The sequence below is a fragment of the Pedobacter rhodius genome (assembly GCF_027213645.1).
GTDB classification, from domain to species: Bacteria; Bacteroidota; Bacteroidia; order Sphingobacteriales; family Sphingobacteriaceae; genus Pedobacter; species Pedobacter rhodius.
Genome location: NZ_JAPWGL010000001.1, coordinates 863,556 through 882,991 on the forward strand (window position 1 = coordinate 863,556; position 19,436 = coordinate 882,991).

Here is a 19,436-nt window from a genome sequence, read left to right on the forward strand (position 1 = left end):
CGCTTGCTATTTACATCTTTTCTGTAGCACCCTGCGGCTGGGGGTTAATAATAACTTTTTCCTTTAATCAACAAATCTTGCTTTTCTGCATTGCAAACTGCATAGCTAAAACCTTGCTGAATGGCATAGGCACCGTATTCGCCTTTTTTATTGATGGCCAGAAAGCCCACCTGAATATTTTTTGCAGTTTCGGGTTTTTTCTTGATAATCCGCATTACAGCTTCTTTACAAGCCGCCTCGGGGGTGTAGCCCTGCCGCATCAGTTCAACAACCAAAAATGAACCCACATTGCGAACCACTTCTTCGCCAACACCGGTTGATGTTGCGCCACCCACTTCATTATCTACATATAAACCCGCGCCGATAATGGGACTATCGCCGATTCGGCCATGAAGTTTATAGGCCATACCACTTGTAGTACATGCGCCGGAAATATTTCCTTTGCTATCGATGGCTAACATGCCAATCGTATCGTGATTGTATTGATTGCCCGGTAATTTCTGAGGTGCCGCTTTATCGTAAAGCTTGTTCTCAATATTCATTACAGGTTCGTATTTAGCCGTTTTTAACCATTCTTTCCATGCTTTTTCACTTGCAGGTGTAAGAAGGTTTTCTTTTTTAAAGCCTTGCTCTAATGCAAATTGCAGCGCACCGTCGCCGGCCAGCATCACATGAGGTGTTTTTTCCATCACCTTACGCGCAACAGAAATGGGATGTTTAATGTGCTCTAAAGCCAAAACAGCGCCGCAATTTCCTTGCTCATCCATAATGCAGGCATCTAAAGTTACTTTACCGTCTCTGTCAGGCAAGCCACCGTAGCCTACAGACTGATTTTTCTCATCAGCCTCCGGTACCCAAACGCCTTGTTCAACGGCATCCAACGCTTTTCCACCTTTGGAAAGTACTTTCCAGGCATCAGCATTTGCAGCGATACCGAAATCCCAGGTAGAAATTACAATTGGAAGATTAGCGGCTTTATTTGACGGAGCCGGTATTGCATCGGCCATACTGGTTTTATCAATGGCTAATAACCCGGCAGAGAGGGCAGAAGCTTTTATAAATTTACGACGGTTGAACATTGTTTGGTTAATTGGTATAATTGCTAAATTATTTTATTGTTTGAACTGGTTAATCGGTTAGTTAAACTACCGACTAAAATCTGCCAACTGAATTGTTAACTGATTTCAAATTGATCTGCATCTTTTAAGAAAGGAAACTGGCGTCTGATTTTAACCAGTTCCTCATAATTAATGCTGAAAGTGTACAAATCTTCATCTTCAGGTTTGTAATAAACGGTACTGCCATATGGGTCGATACACATCGAATGCCCGCTGTGGTAAACCTGGTTTCCATCGTGGCCCACACGGTTTACGGCTATCACATAACTTTGGTTTTCTATCGCACGGGCCGGAATTAATGCTTTCCAATGTGAAGAACGTTTATCAGGCCAGCTGGCTACCAATAGCAAAATATCATACTCTTCATTTACGTTGCGTAACCACACGGGGAAACGCAAATCGTAGCAAATGGCCAATCTTATTTTCCAGCCTTTAAGTTCGACAATGAGTTTATTTTTTCCCGGGCTGAAGTTTTTATCTTCTTCTCCTAAACCGAATAAATGTCGTTTATCATAATATTTATAGTCGCCGTTTTGTTCCATCCAAATCAGGCGATTATAGTAATTTCCGTTTTCTTTTATAATTAAACTTCCGGTTACCACGCTGTTGTATTGATAGGCCATTTTTTGCATCCATTGCATGGTAAAACCACCCATTTCTTCCGCTAAAGCTTCCGAATTCATGCTGAAACCACTGTTAAACATTTCAGGTAAGATAATTAAATCGGTTTTTTCACGAACGCCCATAGATAATCGAAGCGCAAGATTTAAAAGATTTTTCTCTATGTTTTCCCAAAAAAGATAAGCCTGAAAAACGGTTACTTTCAGGTTTTCTATCTGCGTGTAAACAGGTGCTTCCATATGTTTAGTATTTCAGAATGTTAAACATTTTTTAATTTTTTTGCTGCTGATTCAAGGGTTAAATTTTCTTTGGCAAAGCAAAATCTGATAATTTTATGGTCGGTTGCTTTTTGGTAAAATGCAGAGACAGGTATCGTTGCAACTCCGAATTCTTTTATTAGCCTGATGCTGAAATCGGTATCCTTTTCATCGCTGATTTTACTGTAGCTCGCACACTGAAAATATGAACCTTTACAAGGTAACAACTCAAACCGGCTTTCAGCTAAAAGCCCTCTGAAAAAGTCACGTTTTTTCTCGAAGAAAGTTGCGATTCCACTATAATTGCCTGGTTCTTTAATGTAATCAGCTATAGCTTGTTGCATCGGACTATTAACGCTGAAAACATTAAATTGGTGTACTTTTCTAAATTCTTTAGTTAACGGTTCAGGAGCGAGGCAGTAACCCAGCTTCCATCCGGTAGCATGTAAGAGTTTGCCAAAAGAAGCAATAACGAAACTTCTTTTCTTTAATTCGGGGAAGAGCATTACACTTGTATGTTTTTGCTCATCGTATACTAAATGCTCATAAACTTCGTCGCTAAGGATTAAAATATCAGTTCCGCTAACCAACTTGATCAGCAATTTCATATCTTCTTCTGATAAAATACTACCTGTTGGATTTTGCGGAGAATTTAGTATAATCATCCTCGTATTTGAGGTAAAAAGCTTTTTTACCATATCCCAATCGATATCGTAATTTGGTGGTGCAAGCTCATATGTTTTTACCTGTCCACCTAAAAGCTTTATGGTTGGCGCATAACAATCATAAGCGGGTTCAAAAATTATCACTTCATCACCCGGATTAATTATCGCTGCCAGTGCCGTAAAAATAGCTTGAGTTCCGCCGGCAGTAATTGTAATTTCAGTATCAGGATTATATTTTACACGGTATAATTTTTCTACTTTTTCGGCAATTGTTTCCTTTAAGAAAGGGTTACCGGGCATTGGTGCATATTGATTGAAACCATCTTTCATGGCTTTACTAACCAGTTCAGTCAATTTCGGATCACAAGGATAATCCGGGAAACCCTGGGATAAATTGATGGCATTGTGCTCTGCCGCAAGCTTAGACATCACCGAAAAAATGGTAGTACCTATGCCGGGAAGTTTCGATTGTATATTCAGCATGTATAAGCGAAAATAGCAAAAAAAGCCTGAAAGATTATAGCCTAATTTACAGATGGATTACCAATCGCGGTGAGGATTTAAAAGAGAAGTTTAATTTAAATGAATTTTTTGCCACGGAAACACTGAATTTACAGAGGTTAAAGGCCGAGTCCATGTGTTTCCGCAGCTATTTTCGTAAAAACTAATCTTCATCTGTCAATAACCTTATCGAGTCATCAGAAAGTACAATCAGGCGTTCCTTATAAAGTGATCCGATCGTTTTCTTGAAAGCGCTTTTGCTAATCTGGAAACGGTGATAAATTTCTTCGGGAGAACTTTTATCGCCTAATTCGATTACGCCGCCACTCTTTTTTAAGGCAGCCAAAATCATTTCTTTTGAGTCCAGGATATGTCCATAACCACTAGGCTGCAAGGTTAAATCTATTTTACCTTCTACACGGATTTTTTTGATCCAGCCTTTCCGATGTTCGCCGATTTGAATGTTATCGAAAACCTCGTTGTGGTAAAGTAAACCGATATAAGTGTTGTTAATAATGGCATTAAAACCTAAATCCGTTTCTTCCGTAATTAACAAACTTACTTCATCGCCTTCCTCGAAATCAAAGTCTTCCTCCTCAACGAAATCGTATAATTTGGATGAGGCCAGCAAACGGTCGTTATTTTCATCCAGATACAAATAAACGACATATTTGTAGCCTTTTTGCATAGGTCTTTTTTGCGCTTTCGTTGGCACATACACATCTTTATCAATGCCTAAATCCATGAAAACACCATCATCGCCATCTGAAACGACTTTTAAAAAAGCAAAGTCACCCACTTCGGCATATGCTTTCTGGGTAGTGCCTGTTAACCGGCCATCTTTTTGGATGTACACAAAAACGCTGATATTATCGCCAATCTCCAAACCATTTGGAACATATTGATAAGGCAGTATGACTAATTTATCACCATCTGTTAAGTTTAAACCAGCTTCTGTTTTGCTTAAAACTCTTAATTCGTTATATTTTCCTATTTCAATCATAATTCGGGCTAACCATTTTCTTCAATGATTTATTTTGTAAAGTTAATAATCTTAAAAGGTTACACTGTATTTATTTTATTAGGGTGTCAAGTATCAAGTATCAAGTATGGAGTATCAAGTATCGAGTATTGAGTATCGAGTATCAAGTATTGGGTAAGGAGAATTAACTGGCAAGACATTAAAGCGTCAAATCTTTCAATTTGATAAATTTGCCTTTCGCTTTCAGCTTTAGTTTTTTAGCTTTTCGTTACTTTTACCAAATGAGTACAGCATACGAAACAATCGTTAAAATTATAAAAGAGCGGCGCAGTATTTTTCCTGCGAGTTATATAAATAAAGAGATCCCGGTTGGGGTGATTAATCAAATTTTAGAAACCGCTAACTATGCGCCAACACATAAATTAACGCAGCCCTGGCGCTTTGTCGTTATCAGAAAAGCAGGTTTGGAAAGGTTAGGTGCGGAACTGGGCAGTTTGTATAAAAACCTGGTCTCACCGCAACAATTTCTTCAAAAAAAGTACGACAGTTTTGCGGAAAAAACAAGTCAGGCAAACTGTATTATCGCTATAAATATGCACTTAAGTGGTAAGATACCTGAATGGGAAGAATTAGCAGCAGTATCCTGTGCTGTTCAAAATATGGCTTTAACGGCTGAAAGTTTAAAGGTAGGTGCTTACTGGAGTTCTCCGCCGTTAATTGATGATTTGGGTGATTTTTTAGGCTTAGAAGAAAATGAAAAATGTATCGGGCTTTTCTATATGGGTTATCACAACGAAAAACCATGGGCACCAAACCGTACTTCGATGGAAGAAAAGGTTCGGTGGATTGAGGAGTAGTAGTTTTTATATTGCTGAATTGTTTTATTGTTGAATTGTCTGAAGAATTTCTTAACACTTCAGCGATTAACAATCTGGTTTTATGTTGTTAATTCCATTATCCATCTTCCATTTCCCATCATCCATCTACCATTACCTATTTTCCATCAAACATCTTCCATCAAACCATGTCTTCTCTAAAATCTCAACTTTATCAGCTGTGCTTAACTTTTATTCAAAACAGGATAGAAAATATAGAATATTCAATGCGGCAAGCAAGGCAAGCATCAAACGATGATACAAAAAGCAGCGCTGGCGATAAATATGAAACCACCCGCGAAATGATGCAGCAGGAAATGGACAGAAACAGCAAACTATTGTATGAGGCCGGACAACAGAAAATCGCATTGCAGCAAATAGAAAACGTAAGTGCTGTTAAAGAAGTGAAAAACGGGAGTTTGGTTTTAACATCTGCCGGAAATTTTTACATCAGCATTAGTGCCGGAGAATTAAAAGTTGATGGTCAAACTTTCTTTGCCGTATCGCAAGCTGCGCCAATTGGCCGGCTTTTCATTGGGAAAAAAGCAGGAGATGAATTAAATTTTAACGGAAAGAAATATCTGATCTTGGAAGTTTTGTAAACAGTAGCGTTGACAACTCTTTTATCGTGCTTGACAGGAAGTTGTCAAAGCTGCGTTATTTAATTGATCGTCATTTCGGGCAAAGGCTGGAAATCTTTTTTTTGGCATTAAATGAATTTATTTTTTGCGTAATCTGTGCAATCGGCAGAAAGAGCATAATTGTTAATGATTAGTGGAAATATCTGATCTTGGAAGTTTTGTAAACAGTAGCGTTGACAACTTTTCTATTACGCTGGCCGGAAAGTTGTCAAAGCTGCATTATTAGCTGATCGTCATTCTAGTGCAGCTGATGAATCTTTTTGTTGCGTAATCTGTGAAATCTGCGGGAACAGCAAAATGGTTTAATACGATAATGGTCCGGGAAGATACATACCATGGAACTGATAAAGTTTATTTTATACCTATTCTCGATGCAAAACCCGGAACTAAATAGGGTTTAAGCTCCGTAAAAGGAATAAAAACGACAATTTGTCCTTGTGCATAACTTGCAACTTCGTATGGATTATACATAAATGCCAATCCGTTATCATTGAAATAGAAATTATTATTTGGTTTTAAAAAGTTATCGAAAAGTACTGTGCTGATTTTATCCTGGGGTTTAATGTTATATTGTTTTCTCAGGTTTTTTTCGAGTAATGTTTGAAGTGTATTCGAATTAATTTTTACTACATCACTTAAAACCATTTGTTTTTTGTTCATTACATCCAAACAATACAGTGTGCTGCTGTAATTGCCATGTGCACCTCCGGTGTAGGCATCAGCGAGGAAATTAACAACTACGAGGCCATTATCATTATAAGCTAAAGATTGCTGACTATTACTGGTGTAATTCATCCATTCAAGGAAACCCCTGTCCGGCCCATTTTTTTGCTGCTCTGCAATTTCTTTTTTATAATCAGCAAAATACGCATCAGCAATTTTCCTGAATGCCATCGCTCTGTCTAAGGAACCTAAGTTAATACCTGAAATACGTTTAAGTTGATTATCAAGCCATTTGCCGGATTCGTTATTTGTTTTTGATTGAAGGTATTCAAAACTAATTTCTGCAACTGGCGATTTTGGCTTGTCTGTAAAGGCTTTAACAGAATCCTGATAAACTCCCGTCGAAAAAGTATAGCTGCCTTCAGGGTATTTTTCGTCCAGTAAAACAGGATATTTTTTTGTTTTATCGCCGCTTTCCCAAATTCCTTTAAAACCTATGCCTGTCCATTTTAAGCTTATTTTAGCTTGCTTTGCGTCTTCATTGAAATAGTAATCATAGAAACTATTTTCGAAAAGTACAACGCTGTCTTTTCCGATTAAAGTGTCAGTAGAAAGGTTGAGCCATGAACCATCGTAGTAATAATCGCCATTATAATCGCCATTAAATTTTTGTAGATGCATAATAACCTGTTTACCGGCAATGGTTCCTTCTAATCTTTTATAAAAATTTTCGGTTAATTCTGTATTTACCTTTTTGTTACTGCCGGAAGTTGTATCATCACCGGTTTCCGTTTTGGAATTGGTGCAACTGGAAATGAGGAGTAATCCTAATGAATAAAAAAGAATTATATTTTTCATAAAAAACGATTAGTAAGCACAATAAGTTACAGCTGAGACTAGGTTTTTGTTTTATTAAAACTCTTATTAATGCTGTAATAAAGGTTTTTTGCCGTATATCTTCCAGGGTCGATTATGCGTCTGATGGTATAAAGCGGGTAGTTTTCATCTCTTGCGGTAGATAAAATAAATGCGGCTTTAAAACCATGTTCTTTTAATTTATGGAGATTAGCTGCTTTAAGAACACCATAAGGAAAAGCAAAATATTCTACCTTTTTACCAGTAATTTCTTCCAGTTTTTTGGTCGGTTTATCAATTTGGGTAGTCCAGTCTTCATCGGTAAACTGCGCGAAATTTTTATGATCGTACGTATGACTTGCAATGGTATTCCCTTCATCAGACAGTTGTTTAATCTGTGCTGCAGTCATATAATTAATCCGGCCTTTTCTGCCTATCGAAACCGTCATGATAAAATAAACCCCTTTAAAACTATACTTTTTTAGGGTAGAGGCACCCGTTGTAAACTGATCTTCATCGGTATCATCGAAAGTTATCATAATTGGTTTTTGGGGTAATTTTGCGCCGTATACCAGGTAATTGTAGAGCTGATCAGGTAAAATGGTATGGTAGCCGCTATCGGCCAGCATTTTAATGTGCTCCTTAAATTTATCAGGTGCAATTATGTCATCATGGGCCCTTTTGCTGTCGCTTGCAATCGTATTTCTGATTTGATGGTAACATAAAACAGGAACTTCGCGACGGCTTAAAATCGTTTTATTATCGGCAGGTTTTGTGTTGCCTGAATCGATTTTCACGGATTCCGAAGCGGGTTTATCTGTCGTTTTTTCTTTGCCCGAGTTATGGGTACAGGCCGTTAAAAACAATCCAAAAGCGGTAATTACGAAAAATGAAGCGTTTGTAGTTAATTTTGTTTTGTTCAATTTTATAATGTTTATTTAATTAAAGATACGGCGTTTTCAGACATAATAAACGATTTCTCATAAGCATCCCATTCTTTTTGTGTGATACCGGATTTCAGCGCATTTCTTTTGAAGAAATCATAATCTGTTAATTCATTTTTTGTTTTAAGGCATGTATTTAAAAATTTAAATACGCGCTTTTCGCCAATCATTTGTTCCAAGCCTCTGAGTAAAAACGGACCATATGAATACCTGTAGGTTCCAGACATACTATTCATGTCTTTTATCGTGTTTAAGGGGACTGCATTGAAATTTTTTAATTGCTTTCCTTTATTTTGAAAATAGGTTGTTGCAAACTGTTTTCCGAATTTTTCTTCAGTTGCCTTAACGGATAAGTATTCAGCTGTGGATTCTAAAAAGAACCAAAACAGTGTAGCGTTAGGTTGTAAAACATTTCCAAAATAATAATGGGCGATTTCGTGAGCGATATACGGGTAATCAGTAGAATCTTTCAGTTTAGCATGCTCTTCATCAATCATATCGCCAAATTTAGTTCCTGCAAATGCAATCGTTGGAAAGGCAACAAAAGCCCAGCTTCTGCCTTTATTATATTTTTCTACAGCATCATGTTCTATGAATACATTTTTTGTATCGTAAGGAATGTTTAAAGCCTTAAAATAATAGGCTTTCATTTCGGCAATATTATCTTCGAAAACATGAAGTTGTTTATTATTCAATTTTGTATTCAGAAATAAGGCACCCTTAGCTTGTTGAACAGCATAATCTCCGATAAAAAGCATAGGTGCTATGGCAATGTCAGATTTAAAAGTACCAACAGGTCCAGGTTTCGGCAAATCGCCATTTACGAAAATCGTTTTTGAATCTTTACTCGTTACCTGAATATCATAAGTCATTTGTTCGATTAACCTGTCGTTTTTTACATCATAAATGATTGGATACCATTTAGACTGATCGGCTGCCCGCATCGTTTTGCCATTGAAAGCGATTAATCCTTTAAAATCGATAAAGTTTAATGTATCCGTGTAAATTGGAAATGCTCCGGTATAAGTGATGTGTAATCGCTTGGGGTTTACGAGCACGGTATCTCCTTTTTCGGGAACATAAACCAAGCCTTCGCCACGCATTTTGCCATTATAAAATCCCGAATAACTTAAGGTTTTGTTCGAAGAATCTTTAATGGCTTTGATGTTAAAGCCCTTATTCAATAAAACCTGATAGTCGTTTCCTAAATCGGGGATATTGCTTAAAACGAAATCGCAGGTGATTTGACCTGTAGCCATTACAACTTCAACTTTGCCGCTTAAATGCGGGCTTTGCGCTTTAAGTGTGCAGAACGTAGAAACAAATAACAGAAGCGTAAAGATTTTTCTCATCATACCTGGTTATAAAAGATTTCAAAAAAGAAAACCCCAATTTTCATCTAGGTTTATAAAGTTACTAAAAACTATTTTTAATGCTATTGCTCAGTGTTTTCGGACTCCAGTAACCACTTGCAATAATTCTGCGGATGGTGAATAGCGGATCCTTTTCATCACGTTTGGTTGATAACTGGTAAGCCATTCTGAACCCGCGTTTTTTCAATTCCGGAATCCCTTCAGCATTCCATAAACCAAAAGGGTAGGCAAATTCTGTCATTTTTTTGCCCGTAATTTCTTCCAGTTTTTTAGTCGGTTTATCTAATTGTTCTTCCCAATCTTTACCGGAATATTTTTTAAAGTTTTTATGGTCGTACGTATGCGAGCCAATTACATTTCCTTCGTCTGCTAATTGTTTAATCTGTTCCTTCGTCATGTAATTTACAAATTTTCCCTTTCTGCCGATGGAAACCGTCATGATGAAATAAACTGCTTTATAGCCAAGCTTATCGAGGGTAGGGCGCACAACCGTAAACTGATCTTCGTCTGTATCATCAAAAGTCAGCATAATCGGTTTGCTTAGTAAAGCCGCTCCGGTATTCAAATAGGCATAAAGTTGATCGGGTAAAATGGTGTGGTAACCGCTATCGGCCAGCATTTTCATCTGGTCTTTGAAATTCTGAATTTCAACTATGTAATCTTTGCCAACCTTTCCATCAGTAGGTTTCCAGTTTCTAACCTGGTGGTAACATAAAATTGGCACTTGTTTTCTGGCGAGAATGGTCTTCGCATCAGCTGCTTGTATTTTGGAGACGTCTATTTTGCCCGACGTTAAGCCCGACTCTTTTGTGGTTTGTTGAGTAGAATCGGCAGCTTTACTGCTTTCTGGTTGCGAGCTGGATTGGCAGCTTGCAAATAGCGCTACGCCTGCAGTTAAAATGATTAAAAAATTGAATTTCATAAATAAGTATTTCATGCAAAACTATAAATTCTCCTAAAAAATAGTCGTTAAATAGGGTTGTGTTGATAAATAAATCATACCTGCAACTTTTTTCAAGCTATCGCATTTTTTACATGCCTGATGCAGCATAATTGTAGCTAATTGAATAATTTAGGCCACTCAAAACCAGGCATTAATGAATAAATTTTACAAACTCGTTTTATGCGCCCAACTTTTATCGTTTGCAGGCGTCGCACAAAATAAAACATTTACGATAACCGAAAACGCACAAACTCAACCTAAAGCAAATTACCAGCTGGCCTCCAGGTTTTCGCCTAATAAGCTTAAGAAAATGGTTTATTCCACTGCTGTAGATCCGCACTGGCTTAAATTGAGCAATCGTTTTTGGTATACGTTCGAAAGTCCGAAAGGCAAATTTTGGTATTTGGTTGATCCTGCAACAAAATCAAAAAAACTGCTGTTTGATAATGCAAAACTTGCTGCAGACATTACCCTAATTGTTCGCGATCCTTTCGATGCGGAACATTTGCCTTTGGAAAATTTAAAATTTGCAGCCGATGAAAAAAGCGTTTCTTTTGAAATAAAGAGTACGGTTGATGAACTAAAACCGGATAGAAAAGATAAGAAAGCTGCCGATTCAATGCAGAAGAAAATTTATGCTTTTAAATACGATTTGGCAACCACCAGGCTTACGGAGGTACCTAATTTCAGCAAACCTAAACCAAAACCCATGTGGGGTTCTGTGGCACCGGATTCATCGGCTATTATCTTTTCACGCAATTATAATTTGTATTGGATGGATAAAGAAAACTACAAAAAGGCGGTTAAAAATGAAGATGACAGCACAATAGTAGAACACCAGTTAACTAAAGATGGTGTAAAATTTTATTCATACGGAAACGATGGCGACGGGGAAAATAATGTAGAAAACGAAAAGAACAACAAAAAACGAAGGGGTGCTTATGTACTATGGTCGCCGAATGCCAAATACTTCGTTTTAGACAGAACCGACTCGCGTAAGGTTAAGGATTTATGGGTGATTAATAGTGTTACACCCGGTCGCCCAACTTTAGAAACCTACAAATATCAAATGCCGGGCGAAGCGGAAGCCCCTCAGGATGAAGTTTTACTTTTTGATTTTGCCGCTAAATCGTATAAGAAATTAAATGTTTCTGCTTTTAAAGACCAGAGTGTTTCGGTTTGGAGTAAACCATCTTTAAATAAAGACCGGGATAACGAATTTCGTCCTTCGGTTTGGTTAGGGAATGATAGTCAGTTTTATTTCTCCCGTACCAGCCGCGATTTAAAACGCATTGATATCGGTACGATTGAAATTGCAACTGGTAAGGTTACGCCTTTAATTGATGAACGTTTTAACACTTACGTTGAAGTAAACCGTCCGGGATTGATTAACGATGGAAAAGAACTGATTCACTGGAGTGAACGTGATGGCTGGGCACATTTTTATCTTTTCGATGGAAATGGTAAGCTTAAAAATCAGATTACAAAAGGCGCTTTCCATTGCGAAAGTATAGTGAATATCGATGAAAAAAAACGTGTTCTATATTTCACTGCAAACGGTCGCGAAGCGAAAGAAGATCCGTATTACCTGCACTTATACAGCATTAATTTCGATGGTTCGGATATGAAATTGCTGAATGCAGGCGATTTTGATCATTTATCGAACATGAACGATAACAATACTTATTTCGTGGATACCTATTCGAGGGTAAATACGGCACCAAAATCTGCCGTTTACGATAAAAACGGAAAAAAGGTGATGGATTTGGAAACAACAGATTTATCATTATTAATGGCTGCAGGATATAAATTTCCTGAACCATTTAAAGTAAAGGCCGATGATGGTATTACCGATTTATATGGCGTGATGTATAAACCATTTGATTTCGATCCGAATAAAAAATACCCCATTATTGAATACGTTTACCCTGGCCCGCAAACCGAAGCCGTAAACAAGGCATTCAGTAAAGGGATGGACAGAACGGAGCGTTTGGCCCAGTTTGGCTATATCGTAATCACGGTTGGGAACCGTGGTGGAAATCCTTCACGCTCTAAATGGTATCATACTTATGGTTACGGTAACCTTCGGGATTATGGTTTGGCCGATAAGAAAACAGCTATTGAACAACTGGCTTCAAAATATGCTTATATTGACGAAACAAGAGTTGGTATTACCGGTCATTCCGGTGGTGGTTTTATGTCTACAGCTGCAATGCTGGTTTACCCGGAGTTTTTCAAGGTGGCAGTTTCCAACGCAGGTAACCACGATAACAGCATTTATAATCGTTGGTGGAGTGAAAAACATCATGGCGTAAAAGAAATTGTTTCTTTAAAAGGCGATACTTCTTTTAAATACAGCATCGATAAAAACCCCGATTTAGCAAAGAATTTAAAAGGACACCTTTTATTAATGCATGGCGACGTAGATAACAATGTTCATCCGGCAAACTCCATTCGTGTGGCTAATGCGTTAATGAAAGCCGGCAAACGTTTCGATTTTCTGATTATTCCGGGTCAGCGCCACGGTTTTGGCGACATGACGGAATATGCCTTCTGGAAACTGGCCGACCATTTCAATAAATACCTGATTGGCGATTTTTCGAGTCCTGAAGATGTAGATTTAATCGAAATGGACAGGGATATTGAAAAAACAGGTAAATAGATGTTTTTATTTAGGTTTATCAATTCAACCCGACTTTGAGAATATATATGGCTGTTTATTAAGATGTTATGTCAGTTTGAGCCTGTCGAATACCTTTTTATAATCGATAACAAAAAATATTTGTCCTTCAATCGACTTGCTCCATGCAAGCCAGCTCAGGATTGACAAATATTTTTTGTTATCTTCCTAACTTATAGCATTGAGACTGTGGAAGGTAGGGATGAATCTTAAGCTTGTTTTATAATTATTACAAAGATTTCTCCGCTTCGGTCGAAATGACGACTTTTCGTCCTGTCATCTCGATTGTAGCTTCGCCCGAATCCGATAACTATCGGATGAAGATTTGAATCAAGTTGATGAATCTTCCCTGTAAATTAATATTATTCATGAAAAAATACGCCCTGATTCCAATTTTAATCTCGCTTTCATTGTCTTCATTCGCTCAATCTTCGAATCAAATTTTTATTCAGGACAGTTTGAAGTTAATTTCCTCACAATTTAAATTTACAGAAGGTGCTTCGGTTGATAAGCAGGGAAATGTGTTTTTTACCGACCAGCCAAATGATAAAATCTGGAAATACGATATCAATGGACAACTGAGTTTGTTTATGGATAAATCTGGCCGGGCTAACGGAACTTATTTCGATAAAAAAGGTAATCTGATTGTTTGTGCTGATGAAAATAACCAAATCTGGTCTATCGATAAAAACAAAAAGATAACGATTCTATTTTCCGATTTTGAAAGCAAAAGGGTTAATGGCCCGAATGATATCTGGCTGGATGCAAAGGGAGGAATTTACTTTACCGATCCCTACTACCAGCGTGATTACTGGGCCAGGCAAAAGCCTGAGCTTAATGGAGAAAAGGTTTACTATCTTCCGAAAGGAAAGAAAACTGCAGTTGTAGTCGCCGATGATTTTAAACGACCAAATGGAATTGTGGGTACACCTGACGGGAAATATCTTTATATTGCAGATAGGGTTGCGGACGTAACTTATCGGTACGAGATTAACAAAGACGCATCGCTGAGCAATCGCAAACTTCTTCTTAAACAAGGTTCGGATGGGATGACACTGGACAGCGATGGAAATATTTATATTACCGGAAAAGGTGTTGATATTTACAAGCCAACCGGCGAAAAAACCGGGCATATTGATGTGCCTGAGAACTGGTGCGGCAACATCTGTTTTGGCGGCAAAAATCGGAATATACTTTTCATAACGGCATCAAAATCTATTTATATGATTCCAACAACAGCAAAAGGCGTGGAATAAAATAAATAAGATTGTATCAAAGTTTCAGGCATTCATCCACGAAAAATTAGATTTTTAATGGTCGTCATTCCTGATTTAATTGCGAATCCTAATGCAAAATATTCTAACTCCCCGGTCTGTGGCTCACAGACCGGAATCAATACTTAATGGTTTGTGAGCCACAAACCATTAAGTATTGACTAGAAATCCTAATGCAAAATATTATAATTTTTAAAACTAGTTTCCCGTCATCTCGATCCGATAGCTATCGGATGAAGCGCAGCGAAACGACGAGAATTTAGCGCTTTAAGATTCCCGTATGCACGGGAATGACGTTATGAATATAAAATAACCACATTTTCTTACCCCAATCTTCTGCCTGTATTAATCACATTTACACCATTGAAACGAGTGGTCGCACTTCCGTGAGAGACGGCACTGGCCTGACCTGGCTGACCTTTTCCATCTGAAAAAGTTCCGCCTAAACGGTAATCATTTTTATCACATCGCTGAACACAAGAATTCCAGAATTCCTGCGTATTTGCCTGATAAGCCGCATCTTTAAACATGCCAACAATTTTGCCTTCCTTAATTTCGTAAGCCAATTGTGCACTGAACTGGAAGTTATAACGTTGCTGATCGATTGAGTAGGAGTTTCGGCCAAACATGTAAATGCCTTTTTCCACATTCTTAACCATATCTGCTGCACTTAAAGCTGCATTTCCCGGGGCTAATGAAACATTCGGCATTCTTTGAAACTGGATGCTGTCCCAGCTGTCTGCATAACAACAACCTTGTGAAGCTTTTAAACCCAATATATGTGCCTGATCGCGAATGGTTTGGTAATTTACCAGAATTCCATCTTTAATGATGTCCCAATTTCCGCACTTCACACCTTCATCATCATAACCAACGGCGCCCAAAGAACCGGTTTCTGTTTTATCGGCAAGGATATTGACTTCTTTGCTTCCAAAATTAAATTTTTTCGACTCCCATTTGTCGAGCGTCAAAAAGCTTGTGCCGGCGTAGTTTGCTTCATAACCTAAAACACGATCCAGTTCTGTCGGGTGACCAACAGATTCGTGTATGGTTAAAAATAGGTGAGAGGGATCTAAAACTAAATCGTACTTGCCTGGTGCAATCGGTTTGGCCTTAAGTTTTTCATCAACATGCACGGCTGCTTCGCGAACGTCTTCCAGGATGTCGTAGCGCTTCTTGTACATCGTTACCGGTCCGCCTTTAATTTTTTCCGAATCTTTTGGATTTAAATATTCAAAACCCATACCCATTGGTGCACTTAAAGCATTTCTGGTTTCGAACTTACCACTTGCTGAATCCGTTTTGGTTAAAGTAAAGGTTGGCCAGATTCTGTGGATATCCTGATCGATGTAAGAACCATCAGTTGAGGCAAAATATTTCTGCTCATTAATCATAAAAAGATTTGAGTTGATGTATTTTGCACCACCTTTCATGGCTTCACTGTTTACCTTTAAAAGTAAATCAACCTTATCCTTAATCGGCACTTCAAAAGCATTGATTTCGATTGGTGTTTTCCAGCTTACCTCGCCATAACCTTTTTGCGGTGCTAGCTGTACCGGTTCTTCCATTAACTTAGAATTCCCTTTTGCAATCGCAACGGCAGCTTCTGCGGCTTTGGCAATGCTGGCGTTATCAAGGTTATTGGTTGCAGCAAATCCCCAGCTTCCGTTGGCGATAACACGTACACCCAAGCCGTAAGATTCTGAATTCGAGATGTTCTCAACTCTGGTTTCCCTTGTTGCAACAACCTGATTTAAATACCTGCCGATGCGGACATCGGCATAAGTTGCACCTTTGCTTTTTGCTGCGTTAAGCGCAACATCGGCCATTTTTTTCTTCAGGGCTACATCAACAGGCGTTAAAGATTCTTCTACAGAAATAATTTTGCCAAAAGCAGGCATGTTGGGTATCATGGTTGCACCAAGTCCAACGCCTGTCATATATAAAAAATCTCTTCTTCTCAATTTTTGAAAATTTTAATGGTCATAAAAAGGGCGGTTAATTGCCTATCTTAAATTATCTAAATCGCATCCGATAAAGAGGTGAAAGTGAAATCCCTGATTTTCAAAGGCGGCAATATGTAGTTTATATTCGATTCTGCACTGACGGTCCTTTCTGATTTTCCTAATTCCTCTAAGTTGTTGAGCATAATTATCGGACTTTCGTTAAATCTAAAGTTTTTTACCGGAAACTTGATTTCTCCATTTTCGATGTAAAAGGTACCATCCCGGGTTAATCCTGTGAGTAGTAATGTTTGAGGATCAACAGGTCGGATGTACCATAAACGGGTTACCAGTATTCCCTTTTCAGTTCCTTTAATTAATTCTTCCAATGATTTTGTTCCGCCCTGCATGATGGCGCCGCCCGGAGTAGGAATAGATTTGATGCCTGTTTTTTGTGCCCAATAGCGGGAAGCATACAGGTTTTTAACGATACCTTTTTCAATCCAGTTTACTTTTTCCTGAGGGCGACCATCGCCCGACCAAACGGCTGTTGGAAGTTCCGGGTGCCAGGGATCGGAGTAAATATTTACCCTTTCATCTAACAATTGTTCTCCCATTTTTGTCTTACCGCCCGGTTTACTCATGGAGCTTCTACCTTCATCTGCACGCCTTGCATCCATATCAAAGAAAAGGTTCTCCAGCATCACCGCTACAGCTGTTGGTTCTAAAATAACGGTATACTTTCCGGGTTCTACAGCTCTGGCCGCAACAGAAGATAATGCTTTTTTTGCCGCAATTGCAGTAGCTGCTTCAGCATTTAATTTTGTAAAATCATTATAGCCTTTGGTGGCGTATCCGGAGCCCTTGCCATCTTCCGTTTTTACCGTAATATTAAAAGCCACATTAGTATACTTATTATACGCAAACAAACCTTTACTGTTCATCAATGCAGAAATACCCGCACTGTTGGAAAGAAAACCAGCAGCAGTTAATTTATTCGCTTTTGCTTGTTCGAGACTGGCTTGAACAGCATCTGCTCTTTCTTTTGCACCCATTTTTGCCGTAGACTCTGAAAAAGTTGGTGATTCCGGTCCATATTTCTGCGGACCCAGAAAAGGCATAAATTCAGGATTTTCTGGCGCTAATTTTGCCAATTCTTCTGACCTTCTTACCACTTTTTCTAACGAGGCATCGTCAAATTCATTGATGGTTGCGGTACCCGATTTTTTGCCAAATGCAGAAGTTACCACCAAACTATTTGTGCTGGTACCTCCACTTGTGGATACAGAGTTTCTGGCATATCGGATGTTACCGCTATCTGCACCCGATAAATTTATTTCGCATTGCTCTGCTTTTGAGTAGCTAAGTGTTTTAGTTAAAAGTGCTTTTGCTTGCTCTTGGGTTAATATAGGCATAATTTTATCAGATTTTCCTTGCGGTGTTGATCACATTAACTTTATTAAAACGTGCTGTAGCTGATCCGTGAGACACAGCACTTACTTGCATCGGTTGTCCTTTGCCATCAAAGAAAGATCCGCCCAGGCGATAGTCACTTTGGTCGCAAATTGCCACGCAGGAATTCCAGAATTCCTGCGTATTGGCCTGGTAGGCAACATCTTTAAGCATGCCCACAATTTTACCCGCTTTGATTTCGTAATAAAGCTGGCCACCGAATTGAAAATTATATCGCTGTTGATCTATAGAGAATGAGCCGTCTCCGATAATATAAATTCCTTTTTCCACATTTTTTATCTGCTCTGCAATCGTTAAAGGCTGTTTACCTGGCTGCAAAGAAATATTGGCCATACGCTGAAACTGTACATTACTCCAGTTATCGGCATAACAACATCCCTGCGAGTGTTCCAAGCCAAGTATGTGCGCCTGATCTCTGATGGCCTGATAGTTAACTAATATACCATCTTTAATTACATCCCATTTACCACATTTCACACCTTCATCATCATAACCTACAGCCCCTAAAGAGCCTGTTTCAGTTTTATCAGCTGTAATATTTACCTCTTTACTGCCATAATTAAATTTTTTACTTTCCCACTTATCCAAAGTCAGGAAACTGGTTCCGGCAAAGTTGGCTTCATAACCCAAAACACGATCCAGCTCAGTGGGATGGCCGCACGATTCGTGAATGGTTAACCATAAATGTGATGGATCTAAAACAAGGTCATATTTTCCCGGCTCTACCGATTTGGCTTTAATTTTTTCACCCACCTGTACTGCGGCCTGTTTTGCATCTTCCAGCATATCATACCTTCCTTTATATAAGGTACCTGAAGCGGTTTGTATCTTATCTTCTGCCCGGGCATTTAAGTATTCATAACCTTTGCCCATAGGGGCGCTTAACGCATTTCTTGTTTCAAATTTCCCTGTTGCTTTATCTATTTTGGTTATAAAAAAAGTCGGCCAGATGCGGTGGATATCCTGATCAATGTAAGATCCTTCGGAAGAAGCAAAATATTTTTGCTCATTAACCATAAATAAGATCGAATTGATATAATCAGCCCCGCCTTTAATAGCAGCATCATTTACAGCCAAAAGCATATCTGCCTTTTCCTTTATGGGCACCTCGAAAGAATTTTTTTCGATTGGTGCTTTCCATGTTACTTCTCCATATCCTTTTTGCGGAGCCAGTTTAACAGGCTCACTTTGAAGGCGGCCATTTTCTTTGGCAATAGCAACGGCAAGTTCTGCGGCTTTTGCAATGCTATCTTTATCCATTTTGTCAGTCGCGGCAAAACCCCAGCAACCGTTTGCAATTACCCTGATACCAATACCATAGGATTCGGTATTTGTAATGTTTTCAACTTTGTCTTCCCGGGTAACCACAAATTGATTAAGGTACCGGCCTACACGGACATCGGTATAAGTTGCGCCTTTAGAACGTGCAGCGTTTAAAGCGACATCTGAAAGTATTTTTTTTACTGCCGGATCAATATATTCTAAAGCCCGTTCTACAGGAATTTCGTTCCCGATAACAGGAATAGCCGGAAACATTGCAGCGGCAGCGCCGACACCGGCTAAATAAATAAAATTTCTACGTTTCAATGTATACTTTTTTTAATGTTTTAGAATGAAGCAAAAAACCG

The 19,436-nt window shown here is 38.6% G+C and carries 15 protein-coding genes; 4 read left to right on the forward strand and 11 right to left on the reverse strand.

Annotation, left to right across the window (positions count from 1 at the left end; translation table 11 throughout):
* Window positions 1-44 precede the first annotated feature (44 nt).
* The 4 genes from O0931_RS03825 to O0931_RS03840 all read right to left on the reverse strand — a co-directional run bounded on the left by O0931_RS03825 (window position 45) and on the right by O0931_RS03840 (window position 4,165).
* Complete coding sequence (locus tag O0931_RS03825; protein ID WP_269414222.1) at window positions 45-1,079, reverse strand: glycosylasparaginase; 1,035 nt, start codon at window positions 1,077-1,079, stop codon at window positions 45-47.
* A gap of 95 nt (window positions 1,080-1,174) precedes the next feature.
* Entirely contained in the window at window positions 1,175-1,978 is an 804-nt protein-coding gene (locus O0931_RS03830; protein ID WP_269414223.1) for a nitrilase family protein, read from the reverse strand.
* Window positions 1,979-1,998: 20 nt separating this feature from the next.
* On the reverse strand, window positions 1,999-3,144 hold the full coding sequence (locus tag O0931_RS03835) for a methionine aminotransferase (RefSeq protein WP_269414224.1): 1,146 nt from the start codon (window positions 3,142-3,144) through the stop codon (window positions 1,999-2,001).
* A gap of 181 nt (window positions 3,145-3,325) precedes the next feature.
* The gene (locus O0931_RS03840; protein ID WP_269414225.1) at window positions 3,326-4,165 is read right to left on the reverse strand and encodes a CvfB family protein; all 840 of its coding nucleotides are present in this window, start codon (window positions 4,163-4,165) and stop codon (window positions 3,326-3,328) included.
* 260 nt (window positions 4,166-4,425) lie between these two features.
* Between O0931_RS03840 and O0931_RS03845 the strand changes: the two genes are divergently transcribed.
* Window positions 4,426-5,001, forward strand: a complete 576-nt coding sequence (locus O0931_RS03845; RefSeq protein WP_269414226.1) for a nitroreductase family protein — start codon at window positions 4,426-4,428, stop codon at window positions 4,999-5,001.
* 167 nt (window positions 5,002-5,168) lie between these two features.
* The gene (locus O0931_RS03850) at window positions 5,169-5,621 is read left to right on the forward strand and encodes a 3-oxoacyl-ACP synthase (RefSeq protein WP_269414227.1); all 453 of its coding nucleotides are present in this window, start codon (window positions 5,169-5,171) and stop codon (window positions 5,619-5,621) included.
* A gap of 390 nt (window positions 5,622-6,011) precedes the next feature.
* Here the strand turns inward: O0931_RS03850 and O0931_RS03855 are convergent, their stop codons facing one another.
* The 4 genes from O0931_RS03855 to O0931_RS03870 all read right to left on the reverse strand — a co-directional run bounded on the left by O0931_RS03855 (window position 6,012) and on the right by O0931_RS03870 (window position 10,417).
* Complete coding sequence (locus tag O0931_RS03855) at window positions 6,012-7,181, reverse strand: RsiV family protein (protein WP_269414228.1); 1,170 nt, start codon at window positions 7,179-7,181, stop codon at window positions 6,012-6,014.
* 38 nt (window positions 7,182-7,219) lie between these two features.
* Window positions 7,220-8,101, reverse strand: a complete 882-nt coding sequence (locus O0931_RS03860; protein WP_269414229.1) for a polysaccharide deacetylase family protein — start codon at window positions 8,099-8,101, stop codon at window positions 7,220-7,222.
* An 11-nt stretch (window positions 8,102-8,112) separates the two neighbouring features.
* On the reverse strand, window positions 8,113-9,477 hold the full coding sequence (locus tag O0931_RS03865) for a M1 family aminopeptidase (RefSeq protein ID WP_269414230.1): 1,365 nt from the start codon (window positions 9,475-9,477) through the stop codon (window positions 8,113-8,115).
* Between the two features lie 61 nt (window positions 9,478-9,538).
* Window positions 9,539-10,417 carry a polysaccharide deacetylase family protein gene (locus O0931_RS03870; protein WP_269414231.1) on the reverse strand — a complete coding sequence of 293 codons (879 nt, stop codon included), beginning with the start codon at window positions 10,415-10,417 and terminating at the stop codon, window positions 9,539-9,541.
* Between the two features lie 175 nt (window positions 10,418-10,592).
* On the opposite strand from O0931_RS03870, the gene O0931_RS03875 reads away from it, so the two are divergent.
* Together O0931_RS03875 and O0931_RS03880 are read left to right on the forward strand one after the other, a co-directional pair.
* Complete coding sequence (locus O0931_RS03875) at window positions 10,593-13,100, forward strand: S9 family peptidase (RefSeq protein WP_269414232.1); 2,508 nt, start codon at window positions 10,593-10,595, stop codon at window positions 13,098-13,100.
* Window positions 13,101-13,486: 386 nt separating this feature from the next.
* Complete coding sequence (locus tag O0931_RS03880; RefSeq protein ID WP_269414233.1) at window positions 13,487-14,374, forward strand: SMP-30/gluconolactonase/LRE family protein; 888 nt, start codon at window positions 13,487-13,489, stop codon at window positions 14,372-14,374.
* Between the two features lie 341 nt (window positions 14,375-14,715).
* Here the strand turns inward: O0931_RS03880 and O0931_RS03885 are convergent, their stop codons facing one another.
* From O0931_RS03885 to O0931_RS03895, 3 genes are read right to left on the reverse strand one after another with little or no spacing between them, the layout of a single operon-like run.
* A complete protein-coding gene (locus O0931_RS03885) occupies window positions 14,716-16,356 on the reverse strand; it encodes a TldD/PmbA family protein (protein ID WP_269414234.1) in 1,641 nt (546 codons plus the stop codon).
* 56 nt (window positions 16,357-16,412) lie between these two features.
* Window positions 16,413-17,750, reverse strand: a complete 1,338-nt coding sequence (locus tag O0931_RS03890) for a TldD/PmbA family protein (RefSeq protein WP_269414235.1) — start codon at window positions 17,748-17,750, stop codon at window positions 16,413-16,415.
* 7 nt (window positions 17,751-17,757) lie between these two features.
* Window positions 17,758-19,395 carry a TldD/PmbA family protein gene (locus O0931_RS03895; protein WP_269414236.1) on the reverse strand — a complete coding sequence of 546 codons (1,638 nt, stop codon included), beginning with the start codon at window positions 19,393-19,395 and terminating at the stop codon, window positions 17,758-17,760.
* Window positions 19,396-19,436 lie beyond the last annotated feature (41 nt).